Origin of the sequence: Nocardia sp. NPDC049149, assembly GCF_043197455.1 — a bacterium.
In the GTDB taxonomy this organism is placed as follows: Bacteria; Actinomycetota; Actinomycetes; order Mycobacteriales; family Mycobacteriaceae; genus Nocardia.
In genome coordinates this window covers 163792-184667 of sequence record NZ_JBICTD010000001.1, presented here as the reverse complement: position 1 = coordinate 184667, position 20876 = coordinate 163792, and the positions used below count along the sequence as shown (strand labels likewise).

General features: G+C 68.4%; 27 protein-coding genes. 21 read left to right on the top strand and 6 right to left on the bottom strand.

Going from position 1 to position 20876, the window contains the following annotated elements; genetic code table 11:
• The first annotated feature begins 29 nt into the window (after nt 1–29).
• The 4 genes from ACGFNJ_RS00950 (at nt 30) to ACGFNJ_RS00935 (ending at nt 2915) form a co-directional block, all read left to right on the top strand.
• Nucleotides 30–314, top strand: coding sequence for a helix-turn-helix domain-containing protein (locus tag ACGFNJ_RS00950; protein ID WP_245745726.1), 285 nt, complete (start codon nt 30–32; stop codon nt 312–314).
• Between the two features lie 195 nt (nt 315–509).
• The gene (locus ACGFNJ_RS00945; RefSeq protein WP_003402602.1) at nt 510–611 is read left to right on the top strand and encodes a 30S ribosomal protein bS22; all 102 of its coding nucleotides are present in this window, start codon (nt 510–512) and stop codon (nt 609–611) included.
• Nucleotides 612–858: 247 nt separating this feature from the next.
• Entirely contained in the window at nt 859–1893 is a 1035-nt protein-coding gene (locus ACGFNJ_RS00940) for an NAD-dependent epimerase/dehydratase family protein (protein WP_393443682.1), read from the top strand.
• Entirely contained in the window at nt 1890–2915 is a 1026-nt protein-coding gene (locus ACGFNJ_RS00935; protein ID WP_393441986.1) for a lysophospholipid acyltransferase family protein, read from the top strand. Before ACGFNJ_RS00940 ends, ACGFNJ_RS00935 begins: the two co-directional genes overlap by 4 nt.
• A gap of 145 nt (nt 2916–3060) precedes the next feature.
• On the opposite strand, the gene ACGFNJ_RS00930 is transcribed toward ACGFNJ_RS00935, so the two are convergent.
• Complete coding sequence (locus ACGFNJ_RS00930) at nt 3061–4014, bottom strand: HAD family hydrolase (protein ID WP_393443680.1); 954 nt, start codon at nt 4012–4014, stop codon at nt 3061–3063.
• 185 nt (nt 4015–4199) lie between these two features.
• Here ACGFNJ_RS00930 and ACGFNJ_RS00925 point away from each other — a divergent pair, with 185 nt between their 5' ends.
• The 7 genes from ACGFNJ_RS00925 (at nt 4200) to ACGFNJ_RS00895 (ending at nt 10489) form a co-directional block, all read left to right on the top strand.
• The gene (locus ACGFNJ_RS00925) at nt 4200–4460 is read left to right on the top strand and encodes a glutaredoxin family protein (protein ID WP_069160771.1); all 261 of its coding nucleotides are present in this window, start codon (nt 4200–4202) and stop codon (nt 4458–4460) included.
• Nucleotides 4461–4708: 248 nt separating this feature from the next.
• Nucleotides 4709–5572 carry a redox-sensing transcriptional repressor Rex gene (locus ACGFNJ_RS00920; protein ID WP_393441984.1) on the top strand — a complete coding sequence of 288 codons (864 nt, stop codon included), beginning with the start codon at nt 4709–4711 and terminating at the stop codon, nt 5570–5572.
• Entirely contained in the window at nt 5569–7029 is a 1461-nt protein-coding gene (locus tag ACGFNJ_RS00915; protein ID WP_393441982.1) for a glutamyl-tRNA reductase, read from the top strand. Before ACGFNJ_RS00920 ends, ACGFNJ_RS00915 begins: the two co-directional genes overlap by 4 nt.
• A 43-nt stretch (nt 7030–7072) precedes the next feature.
• On the top strand, nt 7073–8131 hold the full coding sequence (gene hemC, locus ACGFNJ_RS00910) for a hydroxymethylbilane synthase (protein ID WP_393441980.1): 1059 nt from the start codon (nt 7073–7075) through the stop codon (nt 8129–8131).
• Nucleotides 8128–9696 carry a bifunctional uroporphyrinogen-III C-methyltransferase/uroporphyrinogen-III synthase gene (locus tag ACGFNJ_RS00905; RefSeq protein ID WP_069160627.1) on the top strand — a complete coding sequence of 523 codons (1569 nt, stop codon included), beginning with the start codon at nt 8128–8130 and terminating at the stop codon, nt 9694–9696. The genes hemC and ACGFNJ_RS00905 overlap by 4 nt, the downstream gene beginning before the upstream one ends.
• Before the next feature lie 108 nt (nt 9697–9804).
• Nucleotides 9805–9993, top strand: a complete 189-nt coding sequence (locus ACGFNJ_RS00900) for a hypothetical protein (RefSeq protein ID WP_393441978.1) — start codon at nt 9805–9807, stop codon at nt 9991–9993.
• Nucleotides 9994–10222: 229 nt separating this feature from the next.
• Nucleotides 10223–10489 carry a hypothetical protein gene (locus tag ACGFNJ_RS00895; RefSeq protein WP_393441976.1) on the top strand — a complete coding sequence of 89 codons (267 nt, stop codon included), beginning with the start codon at nt 10223–10225 and terminating at the stop codon, nt 10487–10489.
• A 226-nt stretch (nt 10490–10715) separates the two neighbouring features.
• On the opposite strand, the gene ACGFNJ_RS00890 is transcribed toward ACGFNJ_RS00895, so the two are convergent.
• From ACGFNJ_RS00890 to ACGFNJ_RS00875, 4 genes are all read right to left on the bottom strand, one after another.
• A complete protein-coding gene (locus ACGFNJ_RS00890; RefSeq protein ID WP_393441973.1) occupies nt 10716–11168 on the bottom strand; it encodes a hypothetical protein in 453 nt (150 codons plus the stop codon).
• A gap of 337 nt (nt 11169–11505) precedes the next feature.
• Nucleotides 11506–11778: a hypothetical protein gene (locus ACGFNJ_RS00885; protein ID WP_141717422.1), complete on the bottom strand. Its 273-nt coding sequence runs from the start codon at nt 11776–11778 to the stop codon at nt 11506–11508.
• A gap of 110 nt (nt 11779–11888) precedes the next feature.
• On the bottom strand, nt 11889–12971 hold the full coding sequence (locus tag ACGFNJ_RS00880; protein ID WP_393441971.1) for a tetratricopeptide repeat protein: 1083 nt from the start codon (nt 12969–12971) through the stop codon (nt 11889–11891).
• A 10-nt stretch (nt 12972–12981) separates the two neighbouring features.
• Nucleotides 12982–13770 (bottom strand): hypothetical protein, encoded by a 789-nt coding sequence (locus tag ACGFNJ_RS00875; protein WP_393441969.1) that lies wholly within the window; start codon nt 13768–13770, stop codon nt 12982–12984.
• A gap of 222 nt (nt 13771–13992) precedes the next feature.
• Here ACGFNJ_RS00875 and hemB point away from each other — a divergent pair, with 222 nt between their 5' ends.
• The 6 genes from hemB (at nt 13993) to ACGFNJ_RS00845 (ending at nt 17266) form a co-directional block, all read left to right on the top strand.
• On the top strand, nt 13993–14970 hold the full coding sequence (hemB, locus tag ACGFNJ_RS00870; RefSeq protein WP_393441967.1) for a porphobilinogen synthase: 978 nt from the start codon (nt 13993–13995) through the stop codon (nt 14968–14970).
• Nucleotides 14967–15494 carry a hypothetical protein gene (locus ACGFNJ_RS00865; RefSeq protein WP_393441965.1) on the top strand — a complete coding sequence of 176 codons (528 nt, stop codon included), beginning with the start codon at nt 14967–14969 and terminating at the stop codon, nt 15492–15494. Before hemB ends, ACGFNJ_RS00865 begins: the two co-directional genes overlap by 4 nt.
• A 345-nt stretch (nt 15495–15839) precedes the next feature.
• Nucleotides 15840–16367 carry a hypothetical protein gene (locus ACGFNJ_RS00860; RefSeq protein WP_393441963.1) on the top strand — a complete coding sequence of 176 codons (528 nt, stop codon included), beginning with the start codon at nt 15840–15842 and terminating at the stop codon, nt 16365–16367.
• Nucleotides 16364–16612 (top strand): hypothetical protein, encoded by a 249-nt coding sequence (locus tag ACGFNJ_RS00855; RefSeq protein WP_393441961.1) that lies wholly within the window; start codon nt 16364–16366, stop codon nt 16610–16612. Before ACGFNJ_RS00860 ends, ACGFNJ_RS00855 begins: the two co-directional genes overlap by 4 nt.
• Nucleotides 16613–16696: 84 nt before the next feature.
• Nucleotides 16697–16888, top strand: coding sequence for a hypothetical protein (locus tag ACGFNJ_RS00850; RefSeq protein WP_393441959.1), 192 nt, complete (start codon nt 16697–16699; stop codon nt 16886–16888).
• 156 nt (nt 16889–17044) lie between these two features.
• Nucleotides 17045–17266, top strand: a complete 222-nt coding sequence (locus tag ACGFNJ_RS00845) for a hypothetical protein (protein ID WP_393441957.1) — start codon at nt 17045–17047, stop codon at nt 17264–17266.
• Nucleotides 17267–17276: 10 nt separating this feature from the next.
• Here ACGFNJ_RS00845 and ACGFNJ_RS00840 read toward each other — a convergent pair whose 3' ends face one another.
• Complete coding sequence (locus ACGFNJ_RS00840) at nt 17277–17741, bottom strand: hypothetical protein (RefSeq protein WP_393441955.1); 465 nt, start codon at nt 17739–17741, stop codon at nt 17277–17279.
• Between the two features lie 82 nt (nt 17742–17823).
• On the opposite strand from ACGFNJ_RS00840, the gene hemL reads away from it, so the two are divergent.
• The 4 genes from hemL (at nt 17824) to ACGFNJ_RS00820 (ending at nt 20868) form a co-directional block, all read left to right on the top strand.
• Complete coding sequence (gene hemL / locus ACGFNJ_RS00835; protein ID WP_393441953.1) at nt 17824–19161, top strand: glutamate-1-semialdehyde 2,1-aminomutase; 1338 nt, start codon at nt 17824–17826, stop codon at nt 19159–19161.
• 176 nt (nt 19162–19337) lie between these two features.
• Nucleotides 19338–19982 carry a histidine phosphatase family protein gene (locus ACGFNJ_RS00830; protein WP_069160768.1) on the top strand — a complete coding sequence of 215 codons (645 nt, stop codon included), beginning with the start codon at nt 19338–19340 and terminating at the stop codon, nt 19980–19982.
• Nucleotides 19979–20620: a TlpA disulfide reductase family protein gene (locus tag ACGFNJ_RS00825; protein WP_393441951.1), complete on the top strand. Its 642-nt coding sequence runs from the start codon at nt 19979–19981 to the stop codon at nt 20618–20620. Before ACGFNJ_RS00830 ends, ACGFNJ_RS00825 begins: the two co-directional genes overlap by 4 nt.
• The gene (locus tag ACGFNJ_RS00820; RefSeq protein ID WP_393441949.1) at nt 20617–20868 is read left to right on the top strand and encodes a hypothetical protein; all 252 of its coding nucleotides are present in this window, start codon (nt 20617–20619) and stop codon (nt 20866–20868) included. The genes ACGFNJ_RS00825 and ACGFNJ_RS00820 overlap by 4 nt, the downstream gene beginning before the upstream one ends.
• Nucleotides 20869–20876: the final 8 nt, after the last annotated feature.

Below are 20876 nucleotides of genomic sequence, written 5' to 3'. Positions count from 1 at the left end.
AGGTCAATGGTGCAATGATGTCTAACAAGATGTCTGCTAGTAGCTCAGGGAGCTCGAGCGGCTCCGGCCCCTCAGGCCCCCGAGCTGGTTCCCGGGCGCAAGGCGCCGCGGGGTCGCAGGGTCAACCGATACTCGGTGGCACTCAGTTCCTCACGGTCGCCGAGGTGGCGAGCCTGATGCGAGTGTCCAAGATGACGGTGTACCGGCTCGTGCATTCCGGTGAGTTGCCCGCGGTGCGGGTGGGTCGTTCGTTCCGGGTGCACGCCAAGGCGGTGCACGACTATCTCGAAACGTCCTACTTCGACGCCGGATGAGGCGGTTTCGAAGGTAGCCGGACGTGCCGGTACGATAGATCCTCGGTTCGTGTTCGCCCGCCGGTGGCGCCCCTGTGTGGTGCCCCGTGGTATCCGGCGGCGCGGACACTGGGCGTGAGGCTTGCCGAGCGACCGGTCAGTTGGCGTACGTGTGTAGCGTGCGCGCCGAGTAGAGAGAACGCGAGGAACAACCCTATGGGTTCTGTGATCAAGAAGCGCCGCAAGCGCATGTCGAAGAAGAAGCACCGCAAGCTGCTTCGCCGCACCCGCGTGCAGCGGCGCAAACTCGGCAAGTAAGCGCTACGCGATAGCTGGAGGGCCCGTCACCAATAAGGTGGCGGGCCTTTTCGTTTGAAATACCAAATTTTGAAATCCCCTGTTGTGCCTGGTGATAGAAGTCATCGTTAGATCCTGGTAAATAACATCGGAACCCACGAACACAGCGGCTACCCTAGGACACGGGGATAATTGAAATGGGGGCTTGTCAAGGTGGGATGCGGTGCCGGTGGGTTCTGACGCTCGGGACGGAGACACGCCGAAGGTCGTGTTGGTGACCGGTGCCAGTCGCTTCTTCGGTGGCGCCCTGGTCGCACGTCTCGCCCAGGATCCGAGCGTCGAACGCATTCTCGCCGTCGACACCATGACGCCGAGTCGTGAGCTGCTTCGCCGCATGGGCCGGGCCGAATTTGTCCGCGCCGACATCCGAAATCCATTGATTCGTAAAGTGATCGACGGCTCCGCGGTGGACACCGTTGTGCACACCGCCGTGCTGGCCAGGCCGCCCGCGGGCGCCGCCCGCTCGGTCATGAAGGACCTCAACGTGCTCAGCGCCATGCAACTGCTCGCGGTCTGTCAGAAGGCGCCGACCGTGCGCAGGGTGGTGGTGCGATCCTCGTCCGCGGTCTATGGATGCAGCGCAAAGGACCCGGCGAAATTCACCGAGGAAATGAGCGCGCGCACCCCACCGCGCGGCGGGTTCGCACACGACATGATCGAAATCGAGGGTTTCGTTCGTGGTCTTGCCCGCCGACGCCCCGATATCGCCGCGGCTATTTTGCGTTTCGCACCGATCGTCGGGCCGCGGCTGGCCGGTCGCGGTGTGCAGTATCTCCGTTCACCGATCACGCCGACGGTGTTCGGCCGCGACGCCAGGCTGCAGTTGCTGCACGAGGAGGACGCGGTCGCGTCCCTCGCCCATGCCGCGCTGGCCGGTCGCGGTGGCACGTACAACATCGCCGGTGACGGCGCCCTCACCCTGTCGCAAGCGGTGCGCAGGGCGGGCCGTGTCGAAATCCCGGTGCCGTTCGGGCTGTTCCGCACGGCGGGCCGGGTGCTGATGGGCCCGGTGATGCGCGAATTCAGCGGCGAACAACTCGACTATTTCCATTTCGGTTGTGGCCTCGACACCACCAGGATGCGTGCCGAACTCGGGTTCGTGCCGCGCTGGACGACGGTGCAGGCCTTCGACGACTTCATCGGGGGCGCAGCGTCGCGGCCCGTCATCAATCCCGCGTGGATCGATGCCGCAGAAACCAAACTGCTCGGCCTGCTCGGGGCCGGTACGGGAGCACAGCAATGAACGACGTAGCGAAAGTCATCCACCTCCACGACACGCAAATCGACGCACGCCCGCGCCCGACCACTCGGCGCTGGCCGGAGCATGCACTCGGCGAAGTGCCCAGCTCGGTGACTTCGCTGACCGATCGGCTCGCGGCCACCGAACCGCCTGCGCCGCAATCGTTGTCGGACCTGCTGCGCGACGTGGTCGGCAAGCAGATCGGCAAGACCGCCGACTTCGCCAGGCGCCGGATCACCGGCGACTACCAGGTGGACGAGTTCGGCTTCGACGAACATCTGCTCGAATCCGTGATCCTGCCCGCGCTGCGGCCGATGTCGGACCTGTGGTTCCGGGTGCAGGTGAGCGGGATGGAGAACATTCCGGAGGTGGGCGGTGCGTTGATCGTCGCCAACCACGCGGGCACGGTGCCGCTGGACGGACTGATGCTGCAGCTGGCGATCCACGACCGGCATCCCAAGCAGCGGGCGCTGCGCCTGCTTGCCGCCGACCTGATCTTCGAAACCCCGGTGCTCGGCGTGCTTGCCCGCAAGGCCGGGCACACGCTGGCCTGCCGCGAGGACGCCGAACGGTTGCTTCGCTCCGGCGAGCTGACCGGTGTCTTCCCCGAGGGATTCAAGGGTGTCGGCAAGCAGTTCGCCGATCGCTACAAACTGCAGCGGTTCGGCCGCGGCGGTTTCGTGGCCGCGGCGGTGCGCACCGGCGTGCCGATCATCCCGTGCTCGATCGTCGGCTCGGAGGAGATCTACCCGAAGCTGGCCGACATCAAGCCGCTGGCGCGGTTGCTCGGCCTGCCGTATTTCCCGGTGACGCCGCTGTTCCCGCTGCTCGGCCCGCTCGGCGCGCTGCCGCTGCCGTCGAAGTGGTCCATCGAATTCGGCGCGCCGATCCCGACCACCGGCTACGAGCCGGAGGCCGCCGACGATCCGATGACCATGTTCGAGGTCACCGATCAGGTGCGGGAGACCATCCAGTCGACGCTCTACAAGCTGCTCACCAAGCGGCGCAACCCGTTCACCGGCTGAACGGCCGCGTCGTCCCTGATCGCCCACCGAACGGAGCACACCGACCGCTGCACCGCCCGTCGTCCCGGCGAACGCCGGACACCAGTCGGTAAACCCCTCGGCCGCACTGGTTTCCGGCGTTCGCCGGACCGACGGGGCCTATGCGTCAGTGATCACGGCGACGGGTGACGGCCGCCGCGACGGCGCCACCTGCCGCCCCGAGCGCCAAAGCCGTTGGCACGCCGATCTTCGCGGCCTTGCGCCCGGTGCGGAAGTCACGGATTTCCCAGCCCCGGTTCTTCGCGACCTCGCGCAGATCGGAGTCCGGGTTGATCGCGACCGCGGTGCCGACCAGCGACAGCATCGGCACGTCGTTGTGGCTGTCCGAGTACGCGGTACACCGCTTGAGGTTCAACCCCTCCCGGACCGCCAGCGTGCGCACCGCGTGCGCCTTGCCGAGCCCATGCAGGATGTCGCCGACCAGCCGTCCGGTGAACTTGCCGTCCACGCTTTCGGCCACCGTGCCGAGCGCGCCGGTCAAGCCGAGCCGCTTGGCGATCACCTGCGCCAGCTCGACCGGCGTCGCGGTGACCAACCACACCTGCTGTCCCGCATCGAGATGCATCTGCGCGAGCGCCCTTGTCCCGGGCCAGATCTTGTCGGCGATGATCTCGTCGTAGATCTCCTCGCCGAGCTCGGCCAGCTCCGCGGTGGGGCGGCCCGCGATGAACGCCAGCGCCTTCTCTTTGCCGCTGGCCATGTCGGAGCTGTTCTCCCGCCCGGTGACTCGGAACTTCACCTGCTTCCAGGCGACGTCGACCAGGTCGGAGGTCTTGAAGTACTTGCGCGCGGCCAACCCTCGGGCGAAGTGCACGATCGACGCGCCCTGCACCATCGTGTTGTCCACGTCGAAGAACGCCGCCGCGGTCAGGTCGCGCGGCACCTCGGGTCCGGTCGTATCCGCTTCCGCTGCGGCCAATTCCGCGTCGTGCAGGGACAGCGCCGCGTCGGCACTGGCCTCACCCGCCAGATTGGCGCGCAATTCTTCCTCGCTGGGGCCGAAGGGGCTCCGAGGGATGCGGGCAAGTTGATCCTGCAGGCCCTGGCCGAGTGGGCCCAGATTCCACCGTGCCGGAAACTCGCCGAATCGTCCCGCGATGAATCCGGCCCTTGCCACCTTCGATCGTTCCGGCACCGTACCTCCGCCCGTCGCGCGAACCACGTCCACAGTAACTGGGTCCGGTGACAGTCACGGCAGGACCTGGCACACCGATTCGGGCGTGGCGAGGCGATTTAATGTTCGCCATGACCAATCCCACACATTCGGTGACGTTGTTGACGAGATCCGGCTGTGGCCTGTGCACCGTGGCGCTGGACCAGCTGCGAGTGATCTGCGCCGACTTCGGCATCGAGCCTGCCACGGTGGACGTCGATGTGGCCGCAGGCACCGACCCGAGCCTGCGCGCGGAGTTCGGTGACCGGTTGCCAGTGGTGCTGCTCGACGGTCGTGAGCACAGCTATTTCGACGTCGACGAGGGCCGATTGCGCGCCGACCTGATGCGCTGAGCGCTAGCGGTGGACGCTCGTTTCCGCCGCAGCGCTGGTCGCGGCGGAAAATGAGGCCAATTTCACCGACTTTGTGAAGGGCTGCACAAGCAGTTACGGTGGTGGCACGCGGACCCGCTTGCCCAGGCTGCGGACCCACCGCGTACAGACACCCAGCATCCGACACTTCGACCATGGCACCGGACCGTCCCGGGCCAGAGGTCCAGCGACGAACCGGACCCGATCGGGCCGGACGAGGAGCCGAAGACGTGACAGAGCAGCATGAGGCGCCGGGCGGCGTCTCCGGCAGGGCTCTGCAGAAGGACATTCCGCAGGCCACCGTCGCCAGGTTGGCCACGTACCTCCGGGTCCTTGCCACGTTGGCCGACGACGGTGTTGCCATCGTATCGAGTGAGGAACTGGCTGTCGCGGCGGGTGTCAATTCGGCCAAGTTGCGCAAGGATCTGTCGTTCCTCGGACCCAATGGCGTACGGGGTGTCGGCTATGACGTAGCCAAGTTGCGGGCCAGGATCGAGGATGTGCTCGGCCTGTCGCAAGGACACCGTGTGGTGCTCGTCGGCGCCGGGAATCTCGGCCGGGCCCTGGTCGGCTACGGCGGGTTCCAGCGGCGTGGCTTCACCGTGGTCGGCATCTTCGACAACGACCCCGAGATGATCGGTCTTTCGGTGGCCGGGCTGGTGGTTTGCGACGTGGCCGGGCTCGCCGCTGCGGTCACCACGCTGGAGCCGACCATCGCGGTGATCACCGTTCCCGACGACGCGGCCCAGGACGCCTGCGACCGGCTGGTCGCGGCCGGGCTGCAGTCCATCCTGAGCTTCGCGCCCTGCGAGCTGGTCGCGCCCGCCGATGTCGAGGTGCGCCGCGTCGATCTCGCGGTCGAGCTGCAGATGCTGTCGTTCGAGCGAGTACGTAACGCGGACAACGCCTCCGAGGCACCCGTGCCGCAGGCGCCCGCGCAGGCCGAGGTGGCGCGACCGGTTTCGACTCGGATCAGCCGGACGGCGCACTCTTCGGCCGCACACCCGGCCCTCAAGCACTCGGCGGCCGCGCATTCGGCGACCTCGCATACGGCAACGGAGCCAAGCAGCAAGGGATCGGTGGTTACCCCATGAGTGTTCTTCTGGTCGGAATTTCACACCGGAGTGCTCCGGTTTCCGTGCTGGAGAAGGTGGCCATCACCGACGCCGACCGGCCCAAGCTGATCGATCGCATGCTGGCCTCCAGCCACGTTTCCGAGGCGATGATCGTGTCGACCTGCAATCGCGTCGAGGTCTACGCCGTAGTCGACGCCTTCCACGGCGGTCTCGCCGAGATCGGCGACCTGCTCACCAAGCATTCCGGGCTGCCGCTGCCCGACCTGACCAAGCATGCCTATGTGCGCTACAGCGAGGCCGCCGCCGAGCACCTGTTCGCGGTGGCCAGCGGGCTGGATTCGATGGTGATCGGCGAGCAGCAGGTGCTCAGCCAGATCCGCGGCGCCTATGCCTCCGCCGACGCGCAGCAGGCGGTCGGCCGGACCATGCACGAGCTGGCTCAGCATGCGCTGCGGGTCGGCAAGCGCGTGCACTCGGAGACCGGGATCGACCGGGCGGGCGCCTCGGTGGTGTCGGTGGCCCTGGATCGGGCCCAGCATGTGGTCGGTCCGCTGGCGGGCCGCACCGCGGTGGTCGTCGGGGCCGGCGCGATGGGCGGCCTTGCGGTGGCTCATCTTTCGCGTGCTGGCATCGGCCGGATCATCGTGGTGAACCGCACCATGGCGCGGGCGCAGCGGCTCGCCGAGACCGCGGGCACGCACGGCGTCGCCGCGTCGGCGCTGGAGCTGTCCCGGCTCACCGAGGCGATGTCCGAGGCGGACGTGGTGATCACCTGCACCGGCGCGGTCGGCAACGTGGTGACGCTGGCCGACACCCACCGGGCGCTGACCGAACGGGAGCGCACCGCCGAATTCGGCGGCGCGGAACGGCCTTTGGTGTTCTGCGACCTCGGCCTGCCGCGTGACGTCGAGCACGCCGTCGCCGGTCTGCCCGGCGTCACGGTCATCGATATCGAGACGCTGCAACGGGATCCGGCCGCAGGCGCGGCCGCCGACGACACCGCGGCGGCCCGCGCGATCGTGGCCGACGAGCTCGCCAAGTACCTGACCGGTCAGCGGATGGCCGAGGTCACCCCGACCGTCGCCGCGCTGCGCCAGCGCGCCGCCGAAGTGGTCGAAGCCGAACTGCTGCGGTTGGATTCGCGGCTGCCGAGCCTGGCCGATCCGGAACGCGACGAGGTGGCGCGCACGGTGCGCCGGGTGGTCGACAAGCTGCTGCACGCGCCGACGGTGCGGGTCAAGCAGCTGGCCTCCACTCCGGGCGGCGACAGCTATGCCGAGGCACTTCGCGAACTGTTCGAGCTGAAACCCGGTGCGGCGCAGGCGGTTGCCGCGCCGATGGAGATCAGCACGATCGGCGAGCACGCGGGCATGCTGCTGACCGACGCCGACATCGCGCTCGCCGACGACTTCACCGCGGGACACCGCAGCGACGCCGCGGGACACCGCAGCGACGATCAAGGACAGGCGACATGACGCGGGGACGGTCCGACACCACGCGCCCGAGCGAGGTGCCGGCATGACACTCGTGCAGGAAGAGGGCAACGTGACCGCAGGCAGCGTCGGCGCGCCGTGGCGGATCGGCACGCGCGGCAGCCTGCTCGCGCTCACCCAGGCGGGCACCGTGCGCGACGACCTCATCGCCGCCGGGCATGACGCCGAGCTCGTCGTCGTCAAGACTGCGGGCGATCTGTCCTCGGAGCCGGTGCAGGACATCGGCATCGGCGTCTTCACCTCCGCGATCCGCGACGAGCTTGCCGCAGGCACCATCGACATCGCGGTGCATTCCTTCAAAGACCTGCCCACCGAGCAGGATCCGCGCTTCACCCTCGCCGCGGTGCCGCCGCGTCATGATCCGCGCGACGCGCTCGTGGCCCGCGACGGTCTCGTGCTCGGCGAGCTGCCCCCTGGCGCCACGGTCGGCACGTCGGCGCCGCGCCGCGCGTCCCAACTGCGCGCGCTCGGCCTCGGTCTCGACATCGTGCCGCTGCGCGGCAACCTGGACACCCGCCTGCGCAAGGTGAGCGAGGGCGATCTCGACGCCGTCGTGGTCGCCAGAGCAGGCCTGGCCAGAATCGGCAGACTCGACGCGGTGACCGAGGCGCTGGAGCCCGTGCAGATGCTCCCCGCCCCGGCGCAGGGCGCACTGGCCATCGAATGCCGCAGCGGCGACAGCGAACTCGTCGAGGTGCTCAGCGCGCTCGACGATGCCGCGACCCGCGCCGCGGTGCTCGCCGAGCGTGCGCTGCTCGCCGAGATGGAAGCAGGCTGTTCCGCACCGATCGGCGCGCTCGCCGAGGTGGTCGAGTCGATCGACGACGACGGGCGGATCTTCGACGAGCTTTCGCTGCGCGGGTGCGCGGCCGCCATCGACGGATCCGATGTGATCCGGGCGTCGGTGGTCGGATCGCCCGAGCACGCGGACGAGCTGGGCCGGGCACTTGCCCGCGAATTGCTCGACCTCGGCGCGCGCGAGTTGCTCAGCACCCCCGAACCGGTTGCCGGTTCGTCCACACAGGCGGTGAATGCGCCCGCCACAGACTTCACCCACCCCAGCCCAATGGAGAACAACCAATGAGCGGTCGAGCAGCTACTAAGAAGCATCCCGGTCGGATCCTTTTCGTCGGGTCAGGCCCCGGTGACCCTGCGTTGCTCACGGTGCGCGCCCGCGAGGTGATCGGGCGCGCGACGCTCGCGTTCACCGACCCGGACGTCGACAAGGGTGTGCTCGCCCTGATCGGGACGGCGGTCGAGCCCGGCCCCGACGGCACCCGCCCGGTCGACGTGCGCCCCGCGCTCGGCGAGCCCGCCGAGGTGGCCAAGACGCTCATCGCCGAGGCCCGCAACGGCCACGACGTGGTCCGTGTCGTCGCGAACGACCCGCTGACCACCGACTCGGTGATCGCCGAGGTCAACGCGGTGACGCGCTCGCACATGGTGTTCGAGGTGCTGCCCGGCCTGCCCAACGGTTCCGCGGTGCCGAGTTACGCGGGTATCGCGCTCGGCTCCGGGCACACCGAGGCCGACGTGCGCGGCGAGGTCGACTGGGCCGCGCTGGCCGCGGCGCCGGGCCCGCTCGTGCTGCACGCGACCTCCGGCCACCTGGCCGAAACCGCAAGCGCCCTGGTGGAACACGGCATGGCGCCGCAGACTCCGGTCGCGGTGACCGTGCGCGGCACCACTCGTCAGCAGCGCACCATCGAGGCGACCCTGGCCACGCTGAACAGCGCCGCCTCCGAGCTGGTCGGTCCGCTGGTGGTGACCATCGGCAAGGTGGTCGCCTCGCGCTCGAAGATGTCCTGGTGGGAGTCGCGCGCGCTGTACGGCTGGACCGTGCTGGTGCCGCGCACCAAGGATCAGGCGGGGGAGATGAGCGAGCGGCTCGTCACCCACGGCGCCATCCCGATGGAGGTGCCGACCATCGCGGTCGAGCCGCCGCGCAGCCCGGCCCAGATGGAGCGTGCGGTCAAGGGTCTGGTCGACGGCCGCTACCAGTGGGTGGTGTTCACCTCCACCAACGCGGTGCGCGCGGTGTGGGAGAAGTTCGCCGAATTCGGTTTGGACGCACGGGCTTTCTCCGGTGTGAAGATCGCCTGCGTCGGCGAGGCCACCGCGGACCGGGTGCGCTCGTTCGGCATCAATCCGGAGCTGGTGCCGAGTGGTGAGCAGTCCTCCGAGGGCCTGCTCGCCGACTTCCCGCCCTACGACGACGTTTTCGATCCGGTCAACCGAGTCCTGTTGCCGCGCGCCGACATTGCCACCGAGACGCTGGCCGAGGGCCTGCGTGACCGCGGCTGGGAAATCGACGACGTCACGGCCTACCGCACGGTGCGCGCCTCGCCGCCGCCCGCGGAGACCCGCGAGATGATCAAGACCGGCGGGTTCGACGCGGTCCTGTTCACCTCGTCCTCCACGGTGCGCAACCTGGTCGGCATCGCGGGCAAGCCGCACGCCCGCACCATCGTCGCGTGCATCGGCCCCAAGACCGCCGAAACCGCCATCGAATTCGGTCTGCGCGTCGACGTGCAGCCCGAGGTGGCCCAGGTCGGCCCGCTCGTCGAGGCGCTTGCCGAGCATGCGGCTCGCCTGCGCGCCGAGGGCCTGCTGCCCCCGCCGCGCAAGAAGAGCCGCCGCAGCCGCTGACGTGCCCATGATGTTGGTGGCACCGGAATTGTCGGCAGCTGCCTGGTCGCGGTCGCGCCTACCCTGACCTCACGTACGCGGTGTGCGTGCGCGAAAGGATGAGCGGTCATGTTTCGTATCATCGCGACTGCGGTTGCCGCCGTGGGGATTTCGACAGGGATCGGGATGGGCATCGGTGCCATCGCGGCATCGGTGGAGGCCGGTGGTCTGCGCAGTTTCTCGATTCCGTTGCAGACCAGCATCTTCGGTTCGCGGGATTTCTCGGTTCCGATGGAGATCGGCGTCGTTCGATCGTAAAAGGCAAGGGTTGGTGGCGCTTTCGCGTTGATGTCGGCCGCGACTGATCGCCCGCCGCGCGCGTTCCTCCGCTATGGCGTGCTTTTGTGTATCGATATCGGTTGTCCAGCAAAGAATTCCGGGTTCTCGATGACATCGATGCCCCCAGAAATGGTGGCATCTCATCTCTTCTTGTCGGGCTAACTTGTCCTGGCGCGTAGCGCACAATCCACAAGAGGAGTTGGTTTCGATGAAACGATCGATAGCGCAGGTTGTTACCGCAACGGCAGCTGCCTCGGTCATTGTCTTGTCCGGCAGCGCAGCGGCATCGGCGGCGCCCGGGCTGTCGCTGGAGCCCGCCGGACCGGCCGCCGTCAGCACGTCCCCCATCGACGCGTCCAGCGGCAGCGCAACCGGTTCGGCGGGCGCGTTGTCCGCGGTGACCCGTGGTCTTGCCTGCCTGCTCAAGACCATGTCCGGCGGCACCGCCCAGCCCTGCACCATCCAGGGCGCATAGCGTTCCGGACCGACGGCGTCCGTAGGGGTTCCGTCGGTCCGACCTGCTCGCGGTGGTCAGAGTGCGCTGTCCGGTCCTGGCGGCCGCGGGGTGTCAGCTCCCGCCGCCGCATCCTCCTCCGCCGCCGCCACCGCATCCGCTGCCACCCGCGCAGCTGCTGCCGCCGACGCAACCGGCGGACGTGCTGTCACTCCTGCCGGATTCGCTTGCACTGCGGAAGGTTTCGCTATGAAACCCGGTGGTCCGCGAGCTGCCGCGGCGGGCTCGGACACCGTCGGCCACTGCCAGGTCGGGTAGCAGATCGGTGATCGGTGGCGGTAGTTTCTCGGCGGGGTTTCGCGCTGCCGCTTTCCGCATCTCCAGTCGTCGCCATCCCGGTTTCGCGCACTGCCGCAGGGGAGATAGGGGTGAACCGAAACGTACTCGGCGGCAAGGTCGCGGTCACGGGCACCTCGTCGACCAGGCTCGGTCCGCCGGGCTGGTGGGCAAGCAGCTCGCTGAGCACGGCGTGTTCAGCAGGCAGCAGCGCCATGGTGCGTCGCCGCGCGATCGCCACCACCGCATAGGCGATTTCCAGCCGATCGCCGAGCGCCAGGCTGTAGCGGAGATCGGTCAGCAGCGAGTCGGGGATCCGCCCGGCCAACCCGAGGAGCAAGGCGTGCAGGGGATCTGTGGTCATGGTCCGTCCGAATCCGCTCGAGGGCACCGAATGGCGCCTACCCCCCGATGCGTTGCACCATAAGAGGATCACCCAGCACGCGAATCACCTTTCCCCGCCACATGTTCCAGGGTCTTGCCACGTGCGCACACCGCTGCGCCTCTCGTGGAAATCCGCACCCCGCCTGATTTCCCGCACACGATCTGGCATGCGAAATCGTGTGCGGGAAATCAAAAGGTGTGCGAGTCACCGTCTTTGATCTGGAGGACGCGCGCCGCTACCAGCGGCCGTTCCTGGGCGGTAAACGAAACGAGTCGCGACGCCGGGTTCGGCGTCGCGACTCGTTTCCTTCTCGATGTCAGTACCGCTTGCGCATCAGCGTCCGCACCATGTTGCAGGTGGTGTCGGACGGCGGGCGGATGCCCACCACTTCGGCGGTGTGCCGGATGCGCTTGTTGTTGGCCGAACTCGGCGTGTACACCCCGGAGTCGAGCAACGCGATGGTCAAGCGCATCGCCTTGAGCTTGCGGTTGTGGCGGACGTACCACGACCGCGGGCGTCCCGCGGGCAGCCGCTGCTTCTCCAGCGGGGCATAGGGACGATCAATGAGGACGGTCTTCGTCGCGGGCACAGGCTTCCTCCCGTTGCGATCGGGGACTCGGCGAATCCCCTCGAACACTTCTTCGATTATACCGCCGCCCACCGACAAAAACCCCAGGCCGCAGCTGCTTTGGTGACAGCTCAGATGTCGTGCAGGAGTTGCAGGGACTGGGGGTGGCCGAGTGCGGCGGCACGCTCGAGCCAGTGCCTGGCCTCCTGCTGGGCGGGGGTGCGGCCGGTGGCGATCGCGGCGGCGGCGCGGAGCACGCCGGGTTCGGTCAGATCGCCGGTGATCGCGAAGGTTTCGTGTTCGCGCAGGAACAACGCCAGGTGGAACATCGAGTCGGGGTCGTCCGCGGCGGCGCCGCGCCGCAGCCAGGACTCGCCCGCGGCAGTGTCGCCGTGGTCGAGGTGCAGCGAGCCGAGAATCGCCATGGCGTCGGGGCGGCCACGGCGCACGGCCTCGGTGAGCAGCTCGACCGCACGGCCGAACTCGCCGCGTCGCGCCACGTAGAGGCCCAAAGTGCGCATGGCCGTTGGGTTTCCGGCGGCGGCCGCACGCTCGTACCACTCCTCGGCTTCCTCGTTGCTGCCCCGGCGATTGGCGACAACGCCCATGTTGCACAGCGCGTCCGGCGAGCCTGCCTCGGCCGCGGGCCGCAGCCAGCGTTCGGCGTCGTCGATCTTGCCGCGCTCCAGATGCAGCAGCCCGAGCTGCAGATCCGCGCCAGCACAGCCCGCGGCGACGGCCGCCTCCAGCCAGTGCACCGCCTCGGCGATCCGGCCGTGCGTGCCGAGCAGCAGCCCGAGGTCCGCCATCGCGGTCGCACTGCCGCGCTCGGCAGCCCGCCGGAACCACTGTTCGGCCTCGATCAGGTCGTTCGTGTCGCGCAGCAGATGCCCGAGCTGTTCCATCGCGCCGACATCGCCACGCTCGGCGATGGCACGCAGCGCGTCGAGCCGTCGTTCGTGCGCGGTCGGCACCGGATCGGGTCGTGGGTCGCGGAACGATTGCAGGCCGATGGGATCCACCGGATGCGCATCGTCGGGGAGTTCGCCGCGCTCGCGCCTGGCGATGGATTCGCTCCATTCGGCGAACCGCTCGTCCTCGGGTCCGATTTCGACCATCCCGTGGGCGATGGTCCCGTCGGGCTGCTTGCCGTGCCACGGGATCAGCAGTCGCCCATCGGACAGCCGACGGGCGCCCAGCGGACGATCTGTCATCGCGGACCTTTCAGGCCGGGTCGGGCGTGCCGTGCCGGTAACCGTACTGGTCGGCGTAGCCGGCGAGTTGGGAGTCGTAGCTACTGAGGCTATCGAGCAGCCAGGTGTCTCCAGTGTCCTTCACGACCACGATCGGGCCTTTGGTGCCCGGTGCGAGCGCGGGCGGTGTGCCGTCGGTGTACCAGGACGTGGTCGACCAGGGAAAGACGAACGCCCAGCCCACATCCGAGACATGTCCCTGCGGCCCGAGCTGGAACGGGTCGATGGGCACGGCGAACCGCTCGCTGTGCTGCGCGAGCAGATGCCTGGCGGCATTGCGGGCCACCCGGATATCGATCGGTCCCGTCGTGGTGTTCGGGAACGGCAGGTTCGCGTCCGGCATGGCGCTCAATTGCCGCCCTGCGGCCGCCGAGACCTGGCACGGCCTGCTTTGCAGCCGCACGAAAACGGTGTGCGCGGTGTCGGAGAACCGCATCTGCACGGTGGCGTCGTCGGTCTGCCCGACCAGGTGCCTGCCGAGGCTCTGCGTCATTTCGCGCTCGTCCGGCATCATGCCGAGGTCGTCGAAGGCCCGCCGGGCCACCGTCATCAGCTCAGGTTCGGCCAGTTGCCGTGCGATGAACTCGACCCGGAAGATCGTGCCGTGGCCGTCGGCGGCCGCGCGCCAGGCGCGCAATGTCGTGTCCGGCGGCGTGAGCCCACCGGTGAGGACCGGCCACCAGTCCGCGAGCAGCACCGCCACCCACGATTCGAAGTCGGCGGCTCTGGCCAGCGAGATTTCAGTGTGCGGTTCGGTCATGGTGTCCCCCAGGGGGTCTCGCCCTCTGTCGGAGTATGCGCCATCGGCCTGCGCGGCAGGTGTGATTTGACACACCGTTCCTGTCGATGCGGGGTTTCGCCGCAGGCGCTCGTGGCGTTTCGCCAGCGTCGACGCGGGCACCGCGGCGGGGGCTTGCGCACCGCCGCCGCAGAGCCGATAGGCGCTCGCGACAGCTCATATCGCCGGGCGTATGGTGCGGTTATGACCGGATTGGACCGCCCGCGGCGGTTGCGCCGCACCCCCGCGCTACGTCGTCTCGTGGCCGAAACCACACTGGAGCCACGGCAATTGGTGTTGCCGATGTTCGTCGCCGACGGCCTGGAAGAGCCGCAGGAAATCGGTTCCATGCCCGGTGTCGTCCAGCACTCGATGGATTCGCTCCGCAAGGCGGCCGTCGAGGCGGTCACCGCGGGCGTCGGCGGTCTGATGCTCTTCGGCGTGCCGCGGCCGGAGGACAAGGACGCCACCGGTAGCCAGGCCAGCGACCCGAACGGCATCCTCAACCGTGGCTTGCGCGCACTGGCCGACGAGGTCGGCGGCTCGACCGTGATCATGGCCGACACCTGCCTCGACGAGTTCACCGATCACGGCCACTGCGGCGTGCTCGGCGCCGACGGTTCGGTCGACAACGACGCCACCCTGCACCACTACGTGGAGATGGCGCTCGCCCAGGCGGCGTCCGGCGCCGACCTGCTCGGCACCAGCGGCATGATGGACGGCCAGGTCGGCGCGATCCGGCGCGGCCTCGACGCGGTCGGCCGCACCGACACCGGCATCCTGGCCTACGCGGTCAAGTACGCCTCGGCGTTCTACGGCCCGTTCCGCGAGGCCGTCGGCTCGTCGTTGGACGGCGACCGGCGCACCTATCAGCAGGACCCGGCGAACCGCCGCGACGCCATCCGCGAGCTCGAGCTGGACCTGGCCGAGGGCGCGGACATCGTCATGGTCAAGCCGGCGATGTCCTACCTGGACGTCCTGCGCGACGTCGCCGACCGCTCCACCGTCCCGGTTGCGGCGTATCAGATCTCCGGCGAGTACGCGATGATCACCGCGGCCGCCGAACGCGGCTGGATCGACCGCCGCGGCGCCGTCCTCGAATCGCTGCTCGGTATCCGGCGTGCGGGTGCGGATTTCGTGCTCACCTACTGGGCTACCGAGGCCGCACACTGGTTGTCGTGACGAACCTACCGAGACCGATCGGCGCCGCGCCCCCACCGCAGGCGCCGATGCCGGTGGATGTCGGCACCGCTCGGCAATTGTGGTGGGGCGTGGTCGGATTCGGGGTCGTGCAGCTGGTCGCGTCGGTGGTTGCCGCGCTGTCGCAGCGGCACACCTTCGCCAAGCAGGTCTTCGATCAGGCCAGGGAGAAGGACCCGCAGGTCACCTTGGCCAGCGCCGAGCTGATGGTCGCGCTGGTCTACGTCGTCGTTGTGCTGATCGGGCTGGTTGTCGCCGTGGTCGCGCTGGTGATCGTGCACCAGTTCGCCCGCGGCAAGCTGTGGGCGCGCACGCTGCTGACCATCGCGGGCGTCTGGCTGGTGGTGATCGGGGTCGGCGCGCTGTTCGCATTCAACGCGGTCACCGGCACCGCCTCGCTGGTGGCCGGTGGCGCCGCGATCGTGCAGGCGGTGCTTTCGGGTGGTGCTATTTACCTATCCCACCGGCCGGAAGCGACAGCGTATTTCCAGATGAGCCGACGGTGAACGCTTGGCGTCCGAGTTTGTTCCGGAATCCTCGGCATGTATCGTGAGGGTTGTCACAGTGGACATGGGAACCGGTAGTTGTTTGTCAGGCGTTGTCTTGCGTTACGTAAGCGAAATCGGCAGATGGCTCCGGGGAATCGGAGACATCAATGCGAGTGGTGATCCAACAGCCGCAGAGCATCCGGCGGGAATTGGCCGTGCTGAGCCTGCTGGTTTTGTTCGGGGTGGTCACCGTCGCCGTGTTGTTGTTGCCCGGCCTCACTCGCTGATCTTCCACGCCGCCTTGGCGATTCGCGCTGTGTCGTACCGTCGTCTCGCGGGCACTCGGGTGCCGCTCGGCGTCGCATGACGGAGGTGTCGGACGCGGACGTCGTGTTCGCCGAACCGGGCGCCCGATGGCGCACGGTCACCTATGGGCCGATCCTCTGCATTCTTATTCTCGTTCTCGAATTCGCGACCGGTAGCTCCGTGCACTGGTTCGCCCTCCTGTTCTGTGCCGCGTTGATCGCGGGATTCGTTGCGCTGCAGGTAGTCGCGGGTAAGCGACACGTCAGCGTCGAGTTGACCGGAAGCACACTGCGCGAAGGCACCGAAATCCTGCCGCTCACCTCCATCGATGCGGTCCTGCCCGAACGGGACGAGGACTCCTGGGACGACGAGGACTGGGAATCCGCGCGCGCACTCGGCGAATTGAGCGGCGTGCCGCGCCGACGCACCGGCATCGGCCTGCGGTTGACCGACGGCACCCTGGTGCAAGCTTGGGCCAGAGATCATCGCGCGCTCCGCAGCGCGCTGGCCACGGCCACCGGTGCGGCGGCGAAGCCGGTGACCGATATCGAGGACGAACACAGCGAGAACGGAGCGGACCGATGAGGGGATGGGGCGCGGCGGCCGCCGTCGAACTGGGCTTGGTCGTGCTCGGACTGGTCGGAGCGGTGCTGAGCTGGCGCCACGGCATCCAGACCACCACGTTCGCGGCGGCGGGTCCGACACCGGAATTCGTGGCGACGCGCTACGTGGCGCCGTGGTTGGTGCTCGCCGCGGTATTGGTCGCGCTGGCAGGTGTGTTCGCGATCAACGCGGTCAGCCGCGTGGTGCGGCACAGCCGCGACAACTGATCATCGAGGGTGTTTCGGCAGGGGAATCCCGGGAATCCGGACCTCATGAAACCGACAGACCCACTGAAGCGAACGCTCCTAGGCGTGGCGGCGGCCGGACTGATCGGCGCGGCGACGGCGGTTCCGGCCGCCGCGGCACCCGCCGAGGTTTCCGCGGTGCCGGTCGCGCCGGTGTACGTCGACAGCGGCTCCGGACTGCTCGCCCACGTCATGCCGACCCCGCTGGCCTGCCTGATGACCACCGGATTCGCGCTGTGGTGCGTGGGGATCACCTAGCAAGCATTGTCGCCTTGCCGGGTGGGCACTGCCGTATTGCTCTCCGGCATTGCCAGTAATACCCCTGCCGCCGTTAGTATTTCGGCCGTAAACGTACGTGTGCGCCTCGCACGTTCGCGCCTCGCAAGCGCTCTATGTCGACAAGGATTGGGTTTGATGAACCGGTTTGCCGTGAAAGTCTGTGCCGCACTGGCGATCGCCGCCGCGATCGGGATCGGCGCCGCACCCGCCGGTGCGAACCCCGGACTGGCACTGGAGCCCGCGGGCCCCATCGACGCACCGGTCTTGGTGCCGGACTCGGGTTCCGCGGGACCGTACAACACCTTCATGTGCTACCTGCACACCATTTCGGCCTCGGTACCGTGCATGTACAGCTAGTGCTGCTGGGCTAGTTCCAGTTCTGGTAGATATCGAGCACGCGTCCGTTGCGGGTACCAGGGGCATTCAGATAAAAGGTGACGGTTCCATCGGAATGATTGGCCGCCTCCATGATCGCCTGCCGCAGCGACGCGTGCACGCCACCGTGCTCGTCCTTGTAGATCCCGGTGTCGGCTTCCAGCCCGACGCCGATCCGGTTGAGCGGCACCATCATGGAGATCACCGCTGGAATCGGGCCATCGGCGACAGTCTTGGTTTCCTCATGCGTCAGGTGCAGGCCGATGCGATCGGGCAGCGCGACCGGCTCTACCGCGCAGGCCGTTCCCGCGCCGACGATGACCGCCGCGCTGACCAGTGCCGTTGACACTGCCGCACCGAACATGGAAAACCGCATAGAAAACCTTTCGGCCGAGGAATGTTGCCGCCCGAGATTACGCACCAGCAATCTCGCGGCGATCGAATACGGCGTAAACATCGCCCCGGCGTGTTGCGGTCTACGTCACCCCTCCTACACCCTGTCGTCGACCCGTTCCGATCGGGCTGCGACACTGGAGGTCGTGAGTTCTTCTCCGCGCGTGACCAGCGCATCGGTGCCGGTTTCCGCTCAACTCTTCGACCGCGCGTGTTCGGTGATTCCGGGCGGCGTCAACTCGCCGGTGCGCGCCTTCAACTCCGTCGGCGGCACACCGCGATTCATCGCATCCGCGAACGGATACACCCTGGTCGACGCCGATCGCAACGAGTACGTCGACCTGGTCTGCTCGTGGGGGCCGATGATTCTCGGGCACGCGCATCCCGCGGTGGTCGATGCGGTGCAGCGCGCTGCCGGTGGCGGCCTATCGTTCGGTGCGCCGACCGAGGCGGAGATCGAGCTGGCCGAGGCCATCGCCGAACGGGTGGCTCCGGTGGACCGGGTGCGGTTGGTGAACTCGGGCACCGAGGCGACGATGAGCGCGGTCCGGCTGGCCCGCGGGTACACCGGGCGCGCCAAGATCATCAAGTTTTCCGGCTGCTACCACGGGCACGTCGACGCGTTGCTCGCCGATGCCGGGTCCGGTGTCGCCACCCTCGGCCTGCCGACCTCGCCCGGCGTCACCGGCGCGCAGGCCGCCGACACCATCGTGCTGCCGTACAACGACCTCGACGCCGTCGCCGCCGCGTTCGCCGCGCATCCCGGCGCGATCGCGTGCGTGATCACCGAGGCCGCCGCGGGCAACATGGGCACAGTCGCGCCGCTGCCCGGCTACAACGCGGGACTGCGGAAGCTGACCGCCGACAACGGCGCACTGCTCGTCATGGACGAGGTGATGACCGGATTCCGGGTCAGCCGCGCAGGCTGGTTCGGCCACGAGGGCGTCGCAGGCGACCTTTACACCTTCGGCAAGGTGATGAGCGGCGGCCTGCCCGCCGCCGCGTTCGGCGGCCGCGCCGACATCATGAACCACCTGGCTCCGCTCGGCCCGGTCTATCAGGCGGGCACGCTGTCCGGTAACCCGGTCGCGGTCGCCGCAGGCCTGGCCACGCTACGTGCGGCCGACGACGCGGTGTACGCCGCGCTGGATCGCAACGCGCAGCGGCTCGGTGCGTTGTTCACGGAGTCGCTGAGTGCCGCAGGGGTCGAACATCAGGTCCAGTTCGCGGGCAATATGGTGAGCGTGTTCTTCGCCGAACGCCCGGTCACCGACTACGCCACCGCCAAGGCGACCCAGACCTGGCGCTACCCAGCGTTCTTCCACGCCATGCTCGACGGTGGCGTGTACGGCCCGCCGAGCGCGTTCGAGACGTGGTTCGTCTCCGCGGCGCTCGATGAGGACGCATTCGACCGTATCGCCGCCGCCCTGCCCGCCGCCGCACACGCGGCCGCGGCCGCCACTCCCGAAGGATCCCGCGCGTGAGCTCCGATCACGATCTGCCCGATGCCGACAAGCGCGAGCTAGCAGAACCAACGGCCAATGCCGTCATCGATGCGGGCGCGCAGTTCGCGGCGGCCGCGTCGGGTCCGGCCGAGGAGGTTCCCGCGGTCGAGGCGACCGCTGCCGAGTCGAAGCCGAAGGCGTCGGCCGAGCAGCGGGTGCCCGACGGTGGTCCAGTCGAGACGATCGTGCACGTGCTGCGCCACGGCGAGGTGCACAACCCGAACGGCATTCTCTACGGCCGCCTGCCCGGGTTCAGCTTGTCGGTGGCCGGTCGGTCGCAGGCCGGTGCGGTCGCGCGCGCACTGTCGGATCACGACATCGCCGTCGTCATCGCCTCGCCGCTACAGCGGGCCCAGGAAACCGCGGAACCGATTGCCGCACAACATCATCTGATCGTGCGGACCGACGAGAACCTGATCGAAGCGGGCAACACGTTCGAGGGTCTCCGGGTTTCCGTCGGCGACGGCGCGCTGCGCAAGCCGAGGCACTGGTGGAAGCTGCGCGATCCGTTCACCCCGTCGTGGGGCGAGCCGTACCTGCAGATCGCGCACCGCATGCTGGCCGCGGTCAACAAGGCGCGGGTCGAGGCCGCGGGACGCGAAGCCGTGCTGGTCTCGCATCAGCTGCCGGTGTGGACGCTGCGCCGGTTCCTGCAGGGCCAGCGGCTCTGGCACGACCCGCGGCAGCGACAGTGCTCGCTCGCCTCGCTGACCTCGCTGGTCTACCACGGCGACACGCTCGTCGACATCGTGTACTCCGAGCCGGCGGGCGGTTCGGATCCCTCGGTACACGGCGCATGAACTGGGCCACCGCTGCTGCCATCCCGCCTGCCCGCTCGGCACGGCGGGTAGTTCCGGCTCTGCTCGCGTGCGTGGCGTTGATCGCCGCGCTCGCGGGGTGCTCGGGCGGCACCGACGCGGTGGCCTCCGGCGGCACCTTCGAATTCGTCTCGCCCGGCGGCAAAACCGAGATCTTCTATGATCCGCCGAGCGCCAGGGGCACCATCGGCAAGCTGGCCGGACCCGACCTGATGACGCAGGGCAAGACCGTGTCGGTGGCGGATTTCGCGGGCAAGGTCGTGGTGCTCAACCTGTGGGGCCAGTGGTGCGGGCCGTGCCGCGCCGAGGCGCCCGCACTCGAAAAGGTTTATGCCGCAACGAAAGACAGCGGCGTCGCGTTTCTCGGCATCAACGTGCGCGACCCACAGCAGGACAAGGCCCAGGACTTCGTCGTCGACAACAAGGTCGGCTACCCGTCCATCTACGACCCGTCCATGCGTACCCTGCTGGCGCTCGGCGGAAACTTCCCGACCAGCGTCATCCCAACCACCCTGATCTTGGATCGTCAGCACCGCGTCGCCGCGGTGTTCCTGCGCTCATTGCTGGCCGACGATCTGCAACCGATCGTTCAAAGAATCGCCTCGGAGGAAGCACAGTGAATCGCGATCGTCGTACCCGTACCCTGCGTGCCTGTCGCCCTCGGCAGGGCGCCCGCCGTGTCGGCGGGGCCTGGACCGTAGACGACCGATGGAAGGGCATCGCCACCGTGCCGCGCAGCGTCGCGGCCGATTCGCTGCTCGACCCCGGCGTGCTGTTCGGCACGGCATCCGAGCCCACCGAACCGCGGATCCTGTTCCGCGGCGAGCAGGAACCGGCCGAGGAGCCCGCGGAGGGTGAGGCCGGGTGAGCTCGCGC

Bases quoted from the DNA above. Each gene is read 5' to 3' on its own strand.
- ACGFNJ_RS00880 (WP_393441971.1), bottom strand. From the start codon at position 12,971: ATGACAGATCGTCCGCTGGGCGCCCGTCGGCTGTCCGATGGGCGACTG.
- ACGFNJ_RS00925 (WP_069160771.1), top strand. From the start codon at position 4,200: ATGACCAATCCCACACATTCGGTGACGTTGTTGACGAGATCCGGCTGT.
- ACGFNJ_RS00915 (WP_393441982.1), top strand. From the start codon at position 5,569: ATGAGTGTTCTTCTGGTCGGAATTTCACACCGGAGTGCTCCGGTTTCC.
- ACGFNJ_RS00905 (WP_069160627.1), top strand. From the start codon at position 8,128: ATGAGCGGTCGAGCAGCTACTAAGAAGCATCCCGGTCGGATCCTTTTC.
- ACGFNJ_RS00890 (WP_393441973.1), bottom strand. From the start codon at position 11,168: ATGACCACAGATCCCCTGCACGCCTTGCTCCTCGGGTTGGCCGGGCGG.
- ACGFNJ_RS00845 (WP_393441957.1), top strand. From the start codon at position 17,045: ATGAACCGGTTTGCCGTGAAAGTCTGTGCCGCACTGGCGATCGCCGCC.
- ACGFNJ_RS00900 (WP_393441978.1), top strand. From the start codon at position 9,805: ATGTTTCGTATCATCGCGACTGCGGTTGCCGCCGTGGGGATTTCGACA.
- ACGFNJ_RS00840 (WP_393441955.1), bottom strand. From the start codon at position 17,741: ATGTTTACGCCGTATTCGATCGCCGCGAGATTGCTGGTGCGTAATCTC.
- hemC (WP_393441980.1), top strand. From the start codon at position 7,073: ATGACACTCGTGCAGGAAGAGGGCAACGTGACCGCAGGCAGCGTCGGC.
- ACGFNJ_RS00950 (WP_245745726.1), top strand. From the start codon at position 30: ATGTCTGCTAGTAGCTCAGGGAGCTCGAGCGGCTCCGGCCCCTCAGGC.
- ACGFNJ_RS00945 (WP_003402602.1), top strand. From the start codon at position 510: ATGGGTTCTGTGATCAAGAAGCGCCGCAAGCGCATGTCGAAGAAGAAG.
- ACGFNJ_RS00825 (WP_393441951.1), top strand. From the start codon at position 19,979: ATGAACTGGGCCACCGCTGCTGCCATCCCGCCTGCCCGCTCGGCACGG.
- hemB (WP_393441967.1), top strand. From the start codon at position 13,993: ATGACCGGATTGGACCGCCCGCGGCGGTTGCGCCGCACCCCCGCGCTA.
- ACGFNJ_RS00935 (WP_393441986.1), top strand. From the start codon at position 1,890: ATGAACGACGTAGCGAAAGTCATCCACCTCCACGACACGCAAATCGAC.
- ACGFNJ_RS00895 (WP_393441976.1), top strand. From the start codon at position 10,223: ATGAAACGATCGATAGCGCAGGTTGTTACCGCAACGGCAGCTGCCTCG.
- ACGFNJ_RS00875 (WP_393441969.1), bottom strand. From the start codon at position 13,770: ATGACCGAACCGCACACTGAAATCTCGCTGGCCAGAGCCGCCGACTTC.
- ACGFNJ_RS00855 (WP_393441961.1), top strand. From the start codon at position 16,364: ATGAGGGGATGGGGCGCGGCGGCCGCCGTCGAACTGGGCTTGGTCGTG.
- ACGFNJ_RS00860 (WP_393441963.1), top strand. From the start codon at position 15,840: ATGACGGAGGTGTCGGACGCGGACGTCGTGTTCGCCGAACCGGGCGCC.